Consider the following 16929-nt stretch of genomic DNA (forward strand, 5'->3'; position numbering starts at 1 on the left):
GTAAAAGTGGAACGATACTTGCGAAACGTTCGGTTATTCTTTAACCCAACCGACCCACCGGTTGATAACGGTTCTTTTGAGGGTGGCCCATGACCATTCGCGTTGCCTTGTATCATCGTACGACCTACCACTTTGACCGCCCGGTGCGTCTTTCGCCCCATGTTATTCGGCTGCGTCCCGCGCCCCACTGCCGCACCCATATTGAGGCCTACTCGCTCAAGCTCTCCGGCGACGACCACTTTTTAAACTGGCAACAGGATCCGTTTGGCAACTTCAATGCCCGTGTGGTGTTCCCCGAACCGCGTAAAGAGTTAACCATTGCCGTCGAGCTCATCGCGCCAATGACGGTGATCAACCCGTTCGATTTCTTCTTGGACGACATTGCGCAAACGATTCCCTTTGCCTACCCCGAAGCACTGCGCCAGGAACTAAGCCCCTATCTGGAAATAACCGAGTCAGGGCCACGGTTGATGGAGTGGCTCAAGGCCGTTCCCCGCGAACCCACCACCACCGTCGATTTCCTGGTAGCGCTTAATCAACGCCTGCAGGAGGATATTGGTTATCTGGTACGCATGGAGCCCGGTGTTCAGAGCTGCGAAGAAACCTTAACGTTCGCCAGCGGATCCTGCCGCGACAGCGCTTGGCTGCTGGTACAAATTTTCCGCCATTTGGGCCTTGCCGCACGCTTTGTGTCAGGCTACCTCATTCAGCTCAAGTCCGACGTCAAAGCGCTGGATGGCCCCAGCGGCAGCGAAGTGGATTTCACCGACCTACACGCCTGGACCGAAGTCTTCCTGCCCGGCGCGGGCTGGGTGGGGCTCGATCCCACTTCAGGGCTGTTCGCTGGCGAAGGCCACATCCCCCTCGCCGCCACCCCGACGACTGGTAGTGCGGCGGCGATTACCGGGTTTTCGGATAAGTGTGAAGTCACTTTCGATGTCACCATGGAAGTGGAACGCATCCACGAAGACCCGCGGGTCACCAAGCCCTATAGCGATGAGCAGTGGCAGCGTATCTGCGCATTGGGTGACGAAGTAGATGCCGAGCTGCTCCACCAGGACGTACGCCTGACCATGGGCGGCGAACCCACCTTTGTCTCGATCGACGATGTGGAGAGCCCGCAGTGGAATACCGAAGCCCTGGGCGAACACAAGCGCGAACGCGCTGAGGCACTGCTAACCCGGCTGCAGGCCGCTTACGCCCCCGGCAGCGCTATCCAGCAACAGCAAGGCAAGTGGTACCCCGGCGAACCGCTGCCCCGCTGGGCGCTAGCCTGTTACTGGCGTAAAGATGGCGTACCCCTATGGCGCGACCCGCAATGGCTAGCCTGCCTAGAAGGCTCACCAGAGATCAATGCAGATGATGCAATGGCTCAGCGCTTTACTAAAGCGCTTAGCGAACGCCTGGGCGTAGCCGAGCGCTACTGGATTCCGGCGTTCGAGGACACCTACTACTATCTATGGAAAGAGCAGTCACTACCGGTCAACGTTGACCCACGTGAAGCCAATCTCAAAGATGACGCCGAACGCCACCGGTTAGCGCGCTTATTAGAACAAGGCTTAGGCGAAGTGGTTGGTTATGCCCTACCGTTGCGCCACTCGATTAGCCAGGCCCACCGCTGGGAAAGCGGTCGCTGGCCGCTCAAGCGTGAACACCTGTTCCTGGTGCCCGGCGACTCGCCCATGGGCCTGCGTTTACCGCTTTCGGCGCTGCCTTGGGCTGACCCAGAAGAGCAGCCCCAACCGGAGTCGCTATTCGCGCCCCGTCCAGAATTAGGCGATATTCACGGTGAAGTTGCTCGCCGCAACGCCGAACAGCCCCACCTCAGCGAGGCCGAACGCTTGGGTAGAACCAGCCACCCAAGCCCTTCTCATCCTGAGGGCGAAGCGGTTCAGCAGCAGCCCCGGGCGGAAATCGACACTGAGAGTGGCGTTATTCACACCAGCCTATGTGTGGAGCCACGGGAAGGCCGCCTGCATATTTTCCTGCCGCCGCTGACCAGCTTAGAGCACTACCTCGACCTGCTGAGCACCGTTGAAGAGTGCGCCAAGGAGCTCGCCTGCCCGGTGATGGTAGAGGGCTATTCGCCGCCTAGGGATCCGCGCCTGGAAAACTTTATGATCACCCCCGACCCGGGCGTGATCGAAGTGAACATTATGCCCGCTGCCAGTTGGCAAACCCTGGTCGCGCAAACTGAACGGCTGTATGCCGAGGCACGTGAAACCCGCCTGGGCACTGAGAAATTCATGCTGGATGGGCGCCATACCGGTACCGGCGGTGGTAACCATGTCACCCTTGGCGGCATTACCCCTGAGGATTCGCCGTTTTTACGCCGACCAGACTTGCTAGCCAGTCTGGTCACTTATTGGCAGCACCACCCCAGCCTTTCTTACCTGTTTTCGGGCCTGTTTATTGGCCCTACCAGCCAAGCGCCACGAGTGGATGAAGCACGCCATGAAGCGCTCTATGAGCTGGAAATTGCCCTGCAGCAAATGCCCGAAGGTGAGGTCGTACAACCCTGGCTGGTGGATCGCTTACTGCGTCACCTGCTAACCGACTTGACCGGCAATACCCACCGCGCCGAGTTCTGTATCGACAAGCTCTACTCGCCGGATAGCGACAGCGGCCGGCTAGGATTACTGGAACTACGCGGCTTTGAGATGCCGCCCCACGCCCGCATGGGGTTAATGCAGATGCTGCTGATCCGCGCCCTTGTCGCGCGCTGCTGGAAAACCCCCTACCGGGCCAAACCGGTGCGTTGGGGTAGCGCGTTACAGGATCGCTGGATGCTGCCTCACTACCTGTGGAATGACCTTGACGATGTGTTAAGTGACTTGCGCCACCACGGCTTCGACTTTGACCTGCAGTGGTTCGCCCCCTTCCTGGAGTTCCGCTTCCCGCTACACGGGCGCTTGCACACCCCGATGCTGGATATTGAGCTGCGCCAGGCTATCGAGCCCTGGCACGTGCTTGGTGAAGAAGCCTCCGCAGGCGGCACCGCCCGCTATGTGGATTCCTCAGTGGAACGCCTGGAAGTCAAAGTCAGCGGCATGAGCGGCGACCGCTACGTGGTGACCTGCAACGGTCGTCGGGTACCGCTTTCTGCCACCGGCAGAAACGGCGAAGCGGTGGCCGGGGTGCGCTATCGCGCTTGGCAGCCACCGTCTGCGCTGCATCCGCAAATTCCCATTCACGCACCGTTGGTATTTGATGTCATCGATACCTGGAATCAGCGCTCAGTGGCGGGCTGTACCTATTACGTGGTGCACCCCACAGGGCGTAACTTCGACACCTTCCCGGTCAATGCGTTTGAAGCCGAAGCGCGCCGACTGGGGCGTTTTAGTGACAGCGGCCATCGCCACGGACATCAGGTGCCCAAGCTGGAAACGCCTAGCCTGGAACTGCCACAAACCCTCGACCTGCGTTGGACGCCCAGTTAATGTTTTTTAACAAAGCTAACGCTTTTCTCTTAGCGCCCAGTACAGGATAATCCGCCCCTTACCTCTCAGGATTACAAGGATAATGACGGCCCCTGTCTCTCCCTCCCTCCTCGCGCCCGTGGCTAACGGGCTCGTCGAGGATTACTTACATCAGCTAGGCAAGGGACAGCCCGGCACCTTTGACGCCATGCTCGATGGTCAGGGGCAGTTGCGCCCCGGTTGGCAGAGCTTACTCGGCTCCCTAGAAGGTATGGGCCCTACGGGTCGCTTGCAGCAGCATGAAGAAATACAGCGCCTGCTGGCTGAAAACGGCGTGATTTTTAATATGCACGATGACACCCAGGGGCGTTCGTGGCGGCTTGATCCTCTGCCCTGGGTAATTGATCAAGCACAGTGGCAGACATTAGAAGTGGGGCTAATCCAGCGCAGTCGTCTGTTGAGCGCCCTTTATGCTGATATTTATGGGCCCAAAACGCTCTTTGAGGCGGGTCTCTTACCCAGCCAAGCGTTGCTTGCATCCCCGCACTTACTGTTGCCTTGCCACCAGTCACTACCCAATGACCGCGCTGCGATCAACTTCCACGGTGTAGATGTCATTGTGGATACAAAAGGCCAGTGGCGGGTGATGGCAGATCGCCTACAGGCGCCATCAGGTACAGGTTTTGCGCTTGAAAACCGCATACTGATGGCCCGCGCGCTGCCGGATATGTATCGCAATGCGCCGTTGAAGCGGCTGGCGGGGTTTCTTGACCTGCACCACCGCACGCTGATCGCCATGGCCTATCAGCATCGCGACAACCCCACGCTTATCTTATTAACGCCGGGACCGGGAAGCCCACGCTACTTTGAGCACGCTTACCTTGCCAACTATCTCAATATCGCGCTGGTAGAAGGCCAGGACTTAGTCGTACGCGATACCCAGGTATGGCTGCGTACGCTAGGCGGTTTGCAGCCAGTGGATGTGGTGCTGCGCCACTGCGACGATGCTTACTGCGACCCGCTGGAACTGCGTGGTGATTCGCAGCTTGGCGTACCCGGGCTGCTGCAGGCCATGCGCGCAGGCGGCGTGGCGCTATCCAACGCCTTGGGGGTGGGCATTTTGGAAGCTCCTGTATTAGCCGATTACTTACCGATGCTGTGCGAACATCTGCTGGGCGAAACCCTGCTGTTGCCCAACGCCGATGCCTCGACGGAATCCGCCACTGCACCAATTTTTGATAGCTACCTACAGCGCCTAGAGCCCACCACCCTCAACCTGCGCTGCTTTGTGACCCGCACGCCAGCCAGCGCCATCCAAAACAACGCCAAAGGCAAAAGCAGCGAAGCAAGTGAGTACCAAGTGATGCCCGGCGGTTTAGCCTGGGTGGGTGAACCTGGCTCGCCGTCATTAAGCAGCACTATCGTTAAGGATGTGTGGGTCACCGCCGCTGCACCCCAGCCCCATGTTAGCCAGTTACGCCAGGCCCGCGGCCCGGTGGTGGCGACCCGTGACGGCACTGACCTACCCAGCCGGGTAGCCGAAAGCCTATTTTGGCTAGGTCGCTACGGTGAGCGCTTAGACACGCGCGCGCGCCTGCTGCGTGAAGCGCTGATGAGGCTGATGGAGTACGACCAGGATGAAATCGCCGACCAGCTACTCGATGAACTGCTGCTAGCGCTGGATATCACCACGCTAAACGAAGAGGACGAACAGCGGCTTCAGGCGCCGCTGATTGGCTTCGAACTCAAACGCGCCGCACTGCTGGCCCAATTTGATGATGTGGATCCCCAAGCACTGCAGCCGCTGTTTGCCCAGCTAATGCGCAATGCGCGCAGCGTGCGCGACCATTTAGGCGACGACTCCTGGCGGGTAGTCCACCAGTTGCGCCAGCGCATAGCCACCTTTAACCCCAGTTTAGGGGCTAGCGCTGCAAGGCGCGCCTGCGAAGGACTGTCGGCACAGCTAGCCGCCTTCTTTGGGCTATGCAACGAAACCATGCCGCATCACTACGGCTGGCGGTTTATGGATATCGGCCGCTTTTTAGATCGTGTGCTGGGCTTGCTTTCACTGCTCAAGCTCACCCTCAATGCGCCCCATACGCCGGGCTTAGCGCTATGGGAAGTGGTGCTTGCCACCACCGACAACTTTACCGCCTACCGGCGGCGCTACCGCAGCGAGCTTCATCCAGCGGCGATTCTCGATCTACTGTTGTTCGACGAAACCAATCCCCGCTCGGTGGGCTATATGCTCAAACGCATTGAGCGCCAGATGGATCGCCTTCCGGGCAGCACATCGCCCTACCGTAACGCTGAGCGGCGGCTGCTGATTCAAGCCAATGCGGCGCTGCACCTAGCCGATATTGATCGCTTGAGCCACTTGGCCGAGACGCCTGAAGCGCAGGATGCCTTAGCACAACTGCTGGATGCCTTGATTGAGCCCTTAAGCGCGCTATGTGAAGCCATTAGCCAGAGCCATTTCAGCCACGTGGAGCGGCCGCGCCAGTTAGTCAGTATGGAGCTCGATGCATGAACTACACATTGCGCCATACCACACGCTACCACTACAGCGCCCCAGTGACCCTGTGCCATAGCGAAGCGCGGGTGCTACCGCGTAAAACCCCGCACCAGCAGTGTGGCGCATCGGAGCTTCAGATCAGCCCCGCGCCCCAGGTGCAAATGGAGCGCCGCGACGTATTTGGCAATCGAGTACTCTATTTCGCGATGGAGGATGTCCATCAAACGCTGGATGTCACGGTAGTAACGCCACTGAGCACACAACCCTTAGCGGCGCTACCAACCACTTCAACTACGTGGGAACAGGTTGCTCAGCAGCTTAGCCAGAACAACAGCTTTGATATTCAGCTTTACCGCCTCGACTCACCGTTTATCCGCCGTAACGATGAGCTAGCCAGCTTTGCCCGCAGCTGCTTTACCCCAGGCAGACCGATCGTTGAAGCGGCACTGGCGCTTAATCAACTGATTCACCAAACCTTTGAGTACGACCCCAGCTTTACCACACTGGCGACACCGCTAAGCGAAGTGCTCGCCAGCCGCCGCGGCGTGTGCCAAGACTTCGCCCATCTGGCGATTGGCGCCTTGCGCTCAGTGGGTCTCGCCGCCCGTTATGTCAGCGGCTACCTAGAAACCCAGCCACCACCAGGGCAGCCACGCCTTATCGGCGCAGATGCTTCCCATGCGTGGCTGGCAACCTGGATTCCCGATTGGGGCTGGCTTGCTCTCGACCCCACCAACGGCACCGTGGCTGGCGAGCAGCATCCGGTGTTGGCCTGGGGGCGTGATTATGCCGATGTCGCCCCGCTCAAAGGCGTTATGAATGGCGGTGGCGAACATCGTTTGGAAGTTGAAGTCGATGTAATGCCACAGGCTATGATGCCGCCGATGGCCTCGACTGGACGCTAGGCCGACTCGTAGGCAGCCTTTAAGCGGTAAAACTCTTCTACTATGGCGGCCATTTCATCGGCGTCGTAATCACACAGGCCACTCACCACAAGCTTCTTGGAACCGACACCCACCGCTTCCCCGGCGGATTCAATCGAGAATTCCAGCAGCGCATCGGCGCGTTTCCCATGAACCTCTAACGAAGAGTGATTCAGCATTAGTCCCGGCGAAAAGCCATCTAAACGCTTAAGCGAAAATCCCATGCTATCGTAGATCACCAGGGGGCGTTTAGGGTTAAACATGACCCCATGCTGCTCCATTAGCGGTTTGAGATAGTGTGGAAAATTCTTGCCTGAAAACGCCACATAGCAACGCGCAAAGGCTTCCACTACCGCGGGATCATGGGTAATGTCACCACTACGCACCACCTGCAAGTAACATTTTCCGCTCTCATCGCAAACGTGAAGAGCACCGTCGTCTGCTTCGCTAAACTTTAGCGGTGTGTCAGCGCCCACCATGTTGGTGAAACGAAATTCCATTTGCCGCGACAACCCAAACTTTGTGAGTATCAGCACAAACAGTAGATCACCGGGCACACAAAAGCGCCGTGCATCCGGGTTATGAATAGGGTTGTAGTCACCCGCCACGCCTTTGGCGAAGCGGCTGGCCTGCTCTGCAGAGATCACTACATAGTCTCCGCGCTGCGCGTAAAAATCCTTGAACATGGCGTTTGTTGCCTGCCTAGCGTTGAAATCGAAAACCCGTCACTGCCCAACGCCGCGCATAATGCCATAAAACACGCCCCAACAGGAGTTATCTGCTAGGGAAGCCACTATGTCAGACGCGAACACTGCTAAAAATCGCCTACCCCGCCTACTGCTGAGGGTATTGATTGGCCTACTGTTTCTCATCCTTATCTGGGTGGTGGGCAGCTATTGGCTGCTTAATAGCCAGTGGCTTCCGGCACGCATTTCGCAATTCGAAGGTGTCGATATCCGCTGGGAAAAAGGCGCCAGCCGACATCCGGGCCGCTGGGAAGTCGAGGGGCTTTATCTAGCCCGTGAAGATGAAACGCTGCCCATTTCGATTGAAGCCGAACGCGCCACCCTTTCGCTGTCGCTACTGGCCCTGTTGCGCGGCGAGCTGCATATCAATGCACTGGATGCTGAGGGTATACGCCGCCTGACCGTTGGCGACATCGCCCTCGAAGCGGAGGGCCAGCTACAAGTAGCGGAGACCACCCTGAGTCGCGATACCTTAGCTATCCCTAACATTTCCCTCGACATCACTCATGGTCGCTTAGTTCGCCTCAGTGACCAAGCCACCTTAGTACGCGCTATCAATCTTAACGCAGATGCCACACTCAAAACGATAAACCCTGTCAACGCCGAGAACGGCGAGTTGAACCCCAATCTACTGGCAGCGCTCTCGGCACAGCTTCAGTTGGATGCCCAGGCTGATGCCTGGGATGTCTTTATGCCCTACCTAGACGCCCTACCCTGGCTAACCCTGGAGGGCCGCGGGGCACTGACGGGGGAACTGGCGCTAACCGCTGGCAAGTTACAACCTGGTAGCGAACTTATGCTGGACGCGCCTGAGTTGCGCTTAGCGGTGGATGAGCAGCGTTTACGTGCACCGAGTGACTCGCCGCGCTGGATAGTGGCGGATAACCCGTCACCACACCATACGGCTACCGGCGAAGGCCAAGTTCGCCTGGCGGTTGAGAACGATCAACTGCATTTTTCGACGCAGCTGATTGATGTCGTATTAGCGGAAGAAGAGCTAGCCGACTCACACCTCGATTCGCAACTCGAATCACACACCTATGCACAGCACGCTGAGCTACGCCTGGCCAGCCAAACTGCCAATCAGCGCCTGGATCAACTCGATCTTCCCTCAGCAGCGACACTTTCACTCCAGGGCGATATTACCCGTTTGGATATGCTTAACCGCTACCTGGAAACGAGCTTTGACGGACAGGGCGTGCGCCTTTCCGGCCATGGTCAAATCGAGGCCAACGCGAGCATTCGCGAGTCGCGACCTTTTGTTGCCCAGCTAAGGGTTCAAGCGCCAGAGCTAGCGGCTGACACGCTAGGTTTTACTGCCCAGGGCAGTGGCTCACTGGACGCCCAGCTAACCCCCCAAGAAATGATTGAGGCAACGCTAAGTTTTAGCCAGGCCACGCTGCATCACCAAGCCCGCCTGCTGCTTGACGATGCCGATATCAGTACCGTCATCACGAGCCCCATTGATGCGCAACGTGCGCGTGAAGACGCATCCGTGGCACTCAGTTGGCAAGCCGCGCGCCTGCCTGATATCAGCGTGCTACAAACTTACTTGAACACCCTGCTGCCAGACCCTGCGCCGTTGCAATTGCTTAGCGGCCAAGCCGTCAGTCACGGCCAGCTCAACATTGCTTCAGAACAGCTCAGCGGCGAGGTTAGCTTAGCCGGAGAAGCGCTGAATACTCGCTGGCAGCACGGCGACGAAAGCGGCACCTTAACCAGCGATATGCAGCTTTTACTGCCCATTAAACAGGCGGCAATAGATGGCTCAACACTGAATATCAGTGGCACCCGGCTGAGCTGGCAAGTGGGTGATGTCGACCAACCGAGTGAGCGCCTAGAGAGCGTATTAGTGTTAACCGATGGCCGCTTTCAACGCCGCGACAGCGTTCCCAGCGGGCAGTTTGCGCTTGAAGGCAGCGTGCAACGACTCAGTTTTTTAAATGCTTTTTTACCGGATGCCCACGGCTTAACTATCGCTGGAGAAGGCCAGCTTTTCGTCCAAGGCGCCTTTCGTGATAACCGCTTGTTGGCACCCACTCGGCTGCGCGTCAACGCTGACCAACTTGAGGTCTCGTTTTTAGACTATCTCGCCACCGGGCGTGGTGAACTTACCGCCCAACTGGATAGCCCCGAGCAGGCCCAACTCTCGCTTGGCATCCCCCGCTTTGCGCTAAGACGCCAAGACGATGACAGCCCTCATTTGGAAGGTCGCCATTTTGCCCTTACCACCCAAACCGAGCGCTTTAGCGATGTGCTCGAATCCCCCCTGCCCGAGCATTTCACTACCCGCATTGCGCTGCCGATTACCGAAGTGCCCGACTTCACCCGCTACAACCGCTACCTGCCAGAAGGTGCGGGGATTACCTTGCTGGATGGGCAAGCCAGCCTGGAAAGCGAGTGGTTGCTGGAGGGTTTAAACGCCCAGGGCGAAATCACCCTGCGCGCCTTTGGCGCAGAGCTAGCGTTGCTGGATCAGCGGCTTCGAGGCGACTTACAACTCTATCTACAGCTAACCGACGGTAATCTGGAAACACGTCGATTTACCGCCAACGACTCATTTTTACGCCTGGAAAACGTCAATCGCCAGAGTGAAAATGGCGCTTCAGACGCTGGCTGGTGGGTAACGCTCTCCATGCTGGATGCGCAGCTGGCCTGGGAAGACCCTATTCGACTCGCCAGCCAGCTGCGCCTTGAGATGCGCGATACCGGCTTACTCGCCCGGCTGTTTCTCGCCCGGGCAAGAGATAGCGACTGGCTCGGGCGACTGTTGAATGTTCACCATATCGAGGGCACGGCACAACTAGCGATCAGCGGCGAGCAAATTCGTCTGAGTGACTTAACACTCACCGGCGGCCCGCTGTTGCTCCTTTCGGATGTCACATTAGCCGATCGCAGTGCCAACGGGGCACTCTATGCCCGCCTTGGCGTGCTTGGATTGGGGGTGGTACTTAACGACAGCGAGCCAACCTTGCGTGTCATCCAACCGCGCCGCTGGTTTGATCGCTGGCGGGTAGCCAATCAGGTACCCAGGCCCTAACGGCGTTTACGCTCGCGGCGAATCATTTTGACCCGTTCTTTGGCTTTTTGCGGCGTGGAGAGTGGGGCTGCCGTCTCATCATGGGTTTTCGGTGGCACCGTGACCCAGGCAAACACCGGCAACGCCAAGTGCCAATGGATCGCCGCCAAACGCAGCCCAAGAGTGACGCTTAGTGAGGCGGCAATCGCTATAGTAAGTGGCGCCTCCAGCGCATGCAGCACCACGTAAACGACGCCTCCGGCCATTGCAGCCGTGGCGTACACCTCTTCGCGCAGCACCATGGGCACTCGCTGGGCCAACACATCACGGATCATGCCGCCAGCCACCCCGGTCATCATGCCCATTAACACGGCCACCGTGCCCGAGCTCCCCAGCAGCAGGGCTTTATGCGTACCAATCACCGTAAACAGCGCCAACCCAAACGCATCGGCGATGGGCAAAAAGCCCCGCGAAAGGCGATGGATATAGTGAAACCCCATCAACGACACGCCGACGGTAGCTAAGATCACCCATAGGTAAGTCGGGTCCGTCACCCAAAACACCGGCCTGACGCCCAGCACTAAATCCCGCAGTGTGCCCCCACCAATGCCGGTGACCGCCGCCAACACCAGCATGCCTATCGGATCCATACGTGACCGGCACGCCAAAATCACCCCCGATAGCGCGAACACGATGACCCCCGCCATATCCAGCCAGTAAACAACGCCCGACACGCCCTTCTCCTTTATGCTCGCATCTATGCAGGCAGGCAGGATAGCACTCTCTTAGTCATTATTGGCACAACCTGATGGCCACGCCTCACTTAGTGGTCTTGACGCTTCAGCCACCCTTTCAAGAATGCGATTTCGCTTTCCTGGGCGGCAATAATCTCTTCTGCTAACTGGCGAATCTGCTCGTCTTCACCGTACTCAAGGACTACTTCAGCCATGGCAATCGCACCCTCGTGATGAGGAATCATGCCTTGTGCGAAATCCACATCTGGGTTTCCAGTAAACGCCATTGCCATATCTTCATGCATACGATCACTGGCGGCTTGGTAGGCAGCTACGGCAGGGTTATCAACGTGCGACTCAGCAGCGGCTGAGTGCTCGCCATGGCTGCCATGGTGGTCATTTTCCTGGGCAATGACAGGCGTCGCTACCAGCACTCCGGCTACCACACACAAACCTACCACCATGTTCAATGCGAGAAGTGGTCGGAAAGTAGGCATTTGGCTTTTAATATCGTACAAGGGCATGGCACGTTCCTATCGGCAATATTGGTCATTAAAGTTTAAAACCTACAGGCAGCCCACAGGTCAAGACTGCTTAAGTGGGTTACCCTAAGAGGATCATCGACATATTGCATTGGAGAGCACATGGACTGGAATCCGGCTTATAGCTGGCTAGTACTCGCCTTGTTGCTGAGTTTGGCAGAGCTGACTTCTGGCGCGATGGTGCTGCTTGCACTGGGTATTGCCGCTGCGCTCACAGCAGCGGTGACGGCATTGGGATTAACGCTTCCCTGGCAACTGCTCAGCATGGCCATTTTTACCGGCATATTGTTGCCGTTATCCATCATGGTGATCCGTCCGCACTTTTCCCCGCGTGGAGTGGCTTATGGCACAACGGGCACGGGCGTGGAGAAAGGCAATCACTACATTACTCTACGCCGCGATTTTGATGATGCCACAGGCATTAAAGTGAACGGCGATTTCTACCGTTTACGTGTACTTGAAAGCGGTGAAACCACGTTACCCAACGGTACCCCGGTCGTCTTTAGACGTTTTGAGGGCACTACTGCGCTGGTCACGCTACATCAGCCCGCAGATGTCGACTCTCAAGATGACAATTCCCAACGCAAGGAGCCCTAACAATGGATTTACCGATTAGTCCCGGTTTATTAATAAGCCTTATTATTGTTGTGATCGCGGTAGTGATCATCTCTAAAGGCCTGATCATTATTCGCCAATCCGAAGTGATGGTGGTTGAGCGGCTTGGTTCGTTCCACCGTGTGTTAGAAAGCGGTATTAACATCATCATCCCCTTCATTGAACAACCCCGTGCAATCACCATGCTGCGTTATCGCAAAATGGGTGAGGACTACACCGCTATCACCACAGACGAAACCCGTATCGACCGCCGCGAAACGGTGATGGACTTTCCCGGCCAGCCGGTGGTCACCACCGACAACGTCACTGTGCGCATCAACGGCGCGCTCTACTACCAAATCATCGACCCCAAGCGGGCAGTGTATGAAGTGGAGAATATGAGCCAAGCGGTGGAAGTTCTTGCAAAAACCACCTTGCGCTCGGTGGTCGGCAAAATGGAGCTGGATAAGCTGTTTGAGTCTCGGGCAGAAGTGAATAACGAGATCCAGGCCGCGATGGAAGAGCCTGCTTCCAAATGGGGGGTCAAAATCTCTCGGGTCGAGGTGCAAGATATCGCCATGCCGGAAGAGGTGGAAACCGCTATGCGCCTGCAAATGGCCGCCGAGCGTAAGCGCCGGGCCACCGTCACCGAAGCAGAGGGTGAAAAATCAGCGGCGATTGCCATGGCCCAGGGGCAGCGTGAGTCTTCAATTCTTAATGCCCAAGGTGATAAAGAGTCAGCGATTCTGCGCGCTCAAGGCGAGCAAGAGTCAATTAAGCTGGTGCTTAGCGCCATTGGCGATAGTGAAGAGAATAAGCGCACCGTTGTGGGCTACCTGCTTGGTCAGAGCTATATCAAGGTGTTACCCAATATGGCAAAAAATGGGGAGCGCGTGTTCGTACCTTACGAGTCCTCTGCTCTGCTCGGCTCGATGGGCATGTTCCGTGAAATGGCGGGCTCACCTGAGGATACCGTGGCTAACCACCTTAAAAACCGAAGCGACAGCGACTTTCGCAGCGGGATCGTAGGCGGTGCTGCCAGCGGCCACTAAGCGCGTTATCAATGCGTACACTGAAAAAGTAATAGGCCGAGCCACCTGAGTGGCTCGGTTTTATTTTGCCCTGATGGCAGCTAAACGGGCGGCTCAACGTTGAAGTGGATGTCATCGCCTGCGCGACGTTTTTAGGTAAACTGTTAGCTTATAAACCTTCCACAGTATCCACGCGAGGTAATTAGCCAAGTGACTGCATTGATGAGTAGATTGACCGCTACCCATAGATGAGGACTCCCACCATGCTGCCCTGTGGGTTAGCCTTACGCCACGGCATTCTGCTAACGGTGGCCTTTGCCATGCTGTTGGCGTTTTCTGTTGGCCTTAAAGCCGACACCTCTTCTCAACCACTGCAAAGCTGGGAGTATCGCTGGGGCGACTCTCCTCTTGATGCTGATAACCACCCCCTATGGTTGCAAAGCAACTCAACAGAGTGGCAGGCGATAGATACCCCTTCTAACCCACCCGGCCGAGACGGGCACGAACACCTCTGGCTACGCACTACAGTGCCCGCCGGTGATTGGAGCGATCCCGTCCTCTTTATCACCAGTATCAATTTGATTGGGCAAGTTTACCTAGGCGATGAACTCATCTATCAATACGGTGAGTTTGACGATCAAGGTAAAGGTGATTTTGCGGGATGGCCCTGGCACATGATCGACCTACCCGAAAATGCCGCCGGTCAGACGCTCACCTTCCGCTTCTACTCCTACTACACCAGCATTGGTCTATGGGGCCAAGTTCAGGTAATGGAGCGCATTGAGGTTCTTAAACAAGTTATCCATGACTCCGCTCAGGATCTTGGCGTCAGTGCACTGGTACTGGTACTTGCCATCTTGGCCACTATTTTCGCGATAATAGGCCCTGAACGCCGCGGCTTCGGATCGATCGCGTTATTTGCCTACGCCTCAGGTCTAATGCTGCTGGCAGAGACGCCTGCCCGTCAATTCATTGCCGATGGCCCACTGGCCTGGGACACACTACGCGCAGGCAGCTACTATGCCTTGCCGGTGGCATTAGGATTGCTACTCAGCTACTGGTTGGAAGGCACCGCTAAGCGCTGGATAACTCACTTGTGGGTTATCCACTTAGCGTACCTGATTCTTGCGATTTGTCTGGTTCGACTGGGAGTAGTGAGCCTTTCACTCACCTTCCCTGTATTTGATGTCATGCTAGCCTTTACGCTTCCCGTGATGCTGGCGCTAGCGCTCATGCGTTTTAAACGGCTCAGCCTTGAACAACGGCTTCTGGTCGTTAGTTTTACTTTCTTTGCACCACTACTGTTGGCCGATATGGCGGTCGCCCATGGTTTTGTGGGCTGGCGTAGTGTGCCTTTGAGCTACGGCACGCTGGCTTTTTCGTTGGCTAACGCCGCAATTTTTCTGTGGCACTACCGGCATACACAGCAACAGCTTGCGATGGCCAATGAGACTCTTGAGCAACAAGTGGCAGCGCGCACCGCCGACCTTGACCGGTTAGTGCAAGAATTGGAAAGCCTCTCACGCAAGGATCCGTTAACCGGTCTGCATAACCGACGCCATTTTGATATGGCATTTGACCACCAGTGTCAGCGAGCTAAGCAGCATGCCAGTCAACTTTCCGTGCTAATGCTAGATGTGGATCATTTTAAACAGATTAACGACGACTTTGGCCACGATGCAGGAGACACTGTACTGGTTGAAATTGCCCTGCTGTTGCGACATCACCTACGTGATATGGACGTGATCTGTCGCTTTGGGGGTGAAGAGTTTGTTGCCCTGTTGCCCGCCACCTCCCAAATCGCTGCCGAATCTCGCGCCAAGGCGTTGTTAACCTCTATTGCTCATCAAGCATTCATCCATCAAGGCACCCGGCTGCGGCAAATCACGCTCTCCTGCGGTGTGGCAACCTATCCTGACCACACCCAAGACCCTAAGCGATTGCTACGACTAGCCGATGAAGCGCTTTATCAAGCCAAGCACAGCGGCCGCAACCGCTGTGTTGTATGGGAAGAGACGCTTGAGGAACAGGGATTTATGCTCGGTAAACAGCAGCCTCAGTAATCGCTCATGCTGTAGGCTGGTTATGCAGCCCCCCCTGCCAGAAAGTGATCGATAAACACGGCGTAGTCCTGCTCAGTGCAGTCGGCGTAGGCCACCGCCAGTGTCGACACCACTTCAACAAACAGGTTTTCACGCCCTTTTAATCGTTGGCAAACGGACTTGGCAAAGCGTGTTGAGTCACCTTGGTTAAGCGCTTTAGCACCGCGCAGGTGTTCTCGGGCGAGAATTTCTCCCCACTGTCGGGCCAGTTTTCGATATGACTTACCGCCAGAGAGCTTATGGGTCGGAAAGTCTTTCTTGAACGGTGAGCGTTCACGCACCGAAAATACCTTTCCGTTCATGGTTAGCCAGCCGAGATAAGCGTCAGGATGTTCGGCAATCGCATGAAACGCCGCCGCATGGCGAATAGCTTCGTTAGGAAATAATTTACGCCACGCCTGCTGCTGGTGTTTATTCATTAAGCGAAACGCTTCCGGGGGAACCTGCTCTTTGACATCCAGGATGATGTCATCGTGCTCGTGTTCAACACCGCCTTCAATCAAGACGTAATAGCGCTCTACCCCCAACGAACCGGTGCCTGCATCCAAGCGTCGCGCCGTATCCTTCACTCTAAAATGGTGGGGATCACTCTCTTTTATGGCGTGTTGCAGCGTTTGCTGGTACTCCTGCTCGATCAGGCGGCGCAGTTGGCTGGCCACATCCGCCGGCAGGTTAGCCAGCTTGCCAGGCCGTTCGGCGAACTGGCGGCCTTGCTGCGCATTTAGCACTGTCCACTTTTCGAGCATGCGGGCACGGCTCTGTTTATCCGCCACTTTACTCATAAAGGGCTTTAGTGAACCTTTGGCGCTATCAAGCGTGACCGCTTCCACAGGCTTGCCGTCGACGTGGTCAGCTAGCGTTTGGCAATAGCCCTCTATTAACTTTTTAAGCGCTTTATCAATTGCTTTGGGATCTAACTCAGCGTTTTCACGGCTATCAAGCACGACGCTGATGGCCAGCCGCCACAGATCATATTGATAGTCGCCAATTAGCGCATCATCAAAGTCATCCATACCGTAGCGCACTTGATCATCATGATGGCCATAAGCACCGAAGTTGTAGACATGGGCATCCCCCTGCAGCCAAGTTTGGGTTTCCGGCCAGCCACCAAACAGGGCAAAGCGCCAGTCGTGCCACACATCATTCCAAAACAGATGGTTGCTACCACGGTAAAAGCGGTAGGGCGACGCCGCCATTTTTGCGTACTTGGCTTGACGGGTCGCCGTTGGCAAGGTGTTATTCGCCTGGTGGGTTGCCTCAATCACCTGCTGAGGGCGGTTATGTCCAGTCAATGCATGACTCAT

11 protein-coding genes are annotated in these 16929 nt (G+C 56.5%); 7 read left to right on the forward strand and 4 right to left on the reverse strand.

Annotated elements, in window-relative coordinates:
- Positions 1–89 precede the first annotated feature (89 nt).
- From A6R74_RS12785 to A6R74_RS12795, 3 genes are all read left to right on the forward strand, one after another.
- A complete protein-coding gene (locus A6R74_RS12785; protein ID WP_064234847.1) occupies positions 90–3440 on the forward strand; it encodes a transglutaminase family protein in 3351 nt (1116 codons plus the stop codon).
- A gap of 82 nt (positions 3441–3522) precedes the next feature.
- Positions 3523–5949 (forward strand): circularly permuted type 2 ATP-grasp protein, encoded by a 2427-nt coding sequence (locus A6R74_RS12790; RefSeq protein WP_064234848.1) that lies wholly within the window; start codon positions 3523–3525, stop codon positions 5947–5949.
- Complete coding sequence (locus A6R74_RS12795) at positions 5946–6839, forward strand: transglutaminase family protein (RefSeq protein ID WP_064234849.1); 894 nt, start codon at positions 5946–5948, stop codon at positions 6837–6839. Before A6R74_RS12790 ends, A6R74_RS12795 begins: the two co-directional genes overlap by 4 nt.
- Here A6R74_RS12795 and A6R74_RS12800 read toward each other — a convergent pair.
- Positions 6836–7543: a DUF3581 family protein gene (locus A6R74_RS12800; RefSeq protein ID WP_064234850.1), complete on the reverse strand. Its 708-nt coding sequence runs from the start codon at positions 7541–7543 to the stop codon at positions 6836–6838. The genes A6R74_RS12795 and A6R74_RS12800 overlap by 4 nt on opposite strands.
- A 109-nt stretch (positions 7544–7652) precedes the next feature.
- On the opposite strand from A6R74_RS12800, the gene A6R74_RS12805 reads away from it, so the two are divergent.
- On the forward strand, positions 7653–10643 hold the full coding sequence (locus A6R74_RS12805; protein WP_064234851.1) for a hypothetical protein: 2991 nt from the start codon (positions 7653–7655) through the stop codon (positions 10641–10643).
- Here the strand turns inward: A6R74_RS12805 and A6R74_RS12810 are convergent.
- Both A6R74_RS12810 and copM read right to left on the reverse strand, forming a co-directional pair.
- Positions 10640–11356, reverse strand: a complete 717-nt coding sequence (locus A6R74_RS12810) for a trimeric intracellular cation channel family protein (protein ID WP_064234852.1) — start codon at positions 11354–11356, stop codon at positions 10640–10642. The genes A6R74_RS12805 and A6R74_RS12810 overlap by 4 nt on opposite strands.
- Before the next feature lie 89 nt (positions 11357–11445).
- Positions 11446–11880: a CopM family metallochaperone gene (copM, locus tag A6R74_RS12815; protein WP_121499399.1), complete on the reverse strand. Its 435-nt coding sequence runs from the start codon at positions 11878–11880 to the stop codon at positions 11446–11448.
- Between the two features lie 120 nt (positions 11881–12000).
- Between copM and A6R74_RS12820 the strand changes: the two genes are divergently transcribed.
- The 3 genes from A6R74_RS12820 (at position 12001) to A6R74_RS12830 (ending at position 15586) form a co-directional block, all read left to right on the forward strand.
- On the forward strand, positions 12001–12495 hold the full coding sequence (locus A6R74_RS12820; RefSeq protein WP_064234853.1) for an NfeD family protein: 495 nt from the start codon (positions 12001–12003) through the stop codon (positions 12493–12495).
- Positions 12496–12497: 2 nt separating this feature from the next.
- Complete coding sequence (locus tag A6R74_RS12825; RefSeq protein WP_064234854.1) at positions 12498–13544, forward strand: SPFH domain-containing protein; 1047 nt, start codon at positions 12498–12500, stop codon at positions 13542–13544.
- 242 nt (positions 13545–13786) lie between these two features.
- Positions 13787–15586, forward strand: a complete 1800-nt coding sequence (locus A6R74_RS12830) for a GGDEF domain-containing protein (RefSeq protein WP_064234855.1) — start codon at positions 13787–13789, stop codon at positions 15584–15586.
- Positions 15587–15606: 20 nt separating this feature from the next.
- Here A6R74_RS12830 and A6R74_RS12835 read toward each other — a convergent pair whose 3' ends face one another.
- Positions 15607–16929, reverse strand: a complete 1323-nt coding sequence (locus A6R74_RS12835; protein ID WP_064234856.1) for a DUF2252 domain-containing protein — start codon at positions 16927–16929, stop codon at positions 15607–15609.

Source organism: Halomonas sp. ALS9, assembly GCF_001651035.1.
In the GTDB taxonomy this organism is placed as follows: Bacteria; Pseudomonadota; Gammaproteobacteria; order Pseudomonadales; family Halomonadaceae; genus Vreelandella.

Excerpts from the sequence above, each read along its gene's own strand:
- A6R74_RS12785 (WP_064234847.1), top strand. The coding sequence starts at position 90 with ATGACCATTCGCGTTGCCTTGTATCATCGTACGACCTACCACTTTGAC.
- A6R74_RS12790 (WP_064234848.1), top strand. The coding sequence starts at position 3,523 with ATGACGGCCCCTGTCTCTCCCTCCCTCCTCGCGCCCGTGGCTAACGGG.
- A6R74_RS12795 (WP_064234849.1), top strand. The coding sequence starts at position 5,946 with ATGAACTACACATTGCGCCATACCACACGCTACCACTACAGCGCCCCA.
- A6R74_RS12800 (WP_064234850.1), bottom strand. The coding sequence starts at position 7,543 with ATGTTCAAGGATTTTTACGCGCAGCGCGGAGACTATGTAGTGATCTCT.
- A6R74_RS12805 (WP_064234851.1), top strand. The coding sequence starts at position 7,653 with ATGTCAGACGCGAACACTGCTAAAAATCGCCTACCCCGCCTACTGCTG.
- copM (WP_121499399.1), bottom strand. The coding sequence starts at position 11,880 with ATGCCCTTGTACGATATTAAAAGCCAAATGCCTACTTTCCGACCACTT.
- A6R74_RS12820 (WP_064234853.1), top strand. The coding sequence starts at position 12,001 with ATGGACTGGAATCCGGCTTATAGCTGGCTAGTACTCGCCTTGTTGCTG.
- A6R74_RS12825 (WP_064234854.1), top strand. The coding sequence starts at position 12,498 with ATGGATTTACCGATTAGTCCCGGTTTATTAATAAGCCTTATTATTGTT.
- A6R74_RS12830 (WP_064234855.1), top strand. The coding sequence starts at position 13,787 with ATGCTGCCCTGTGGGTTAGCCTTACGCCACGGCATTCTGCTAACGGTG.
- A6R74_RS12835 (WP_064234856.1), bottom strand. The coding sequence starts at position 16,929 with ATGAGTCATGCATTGACTGGACATAACCGCCCTCAGCAGGTGATTGAG.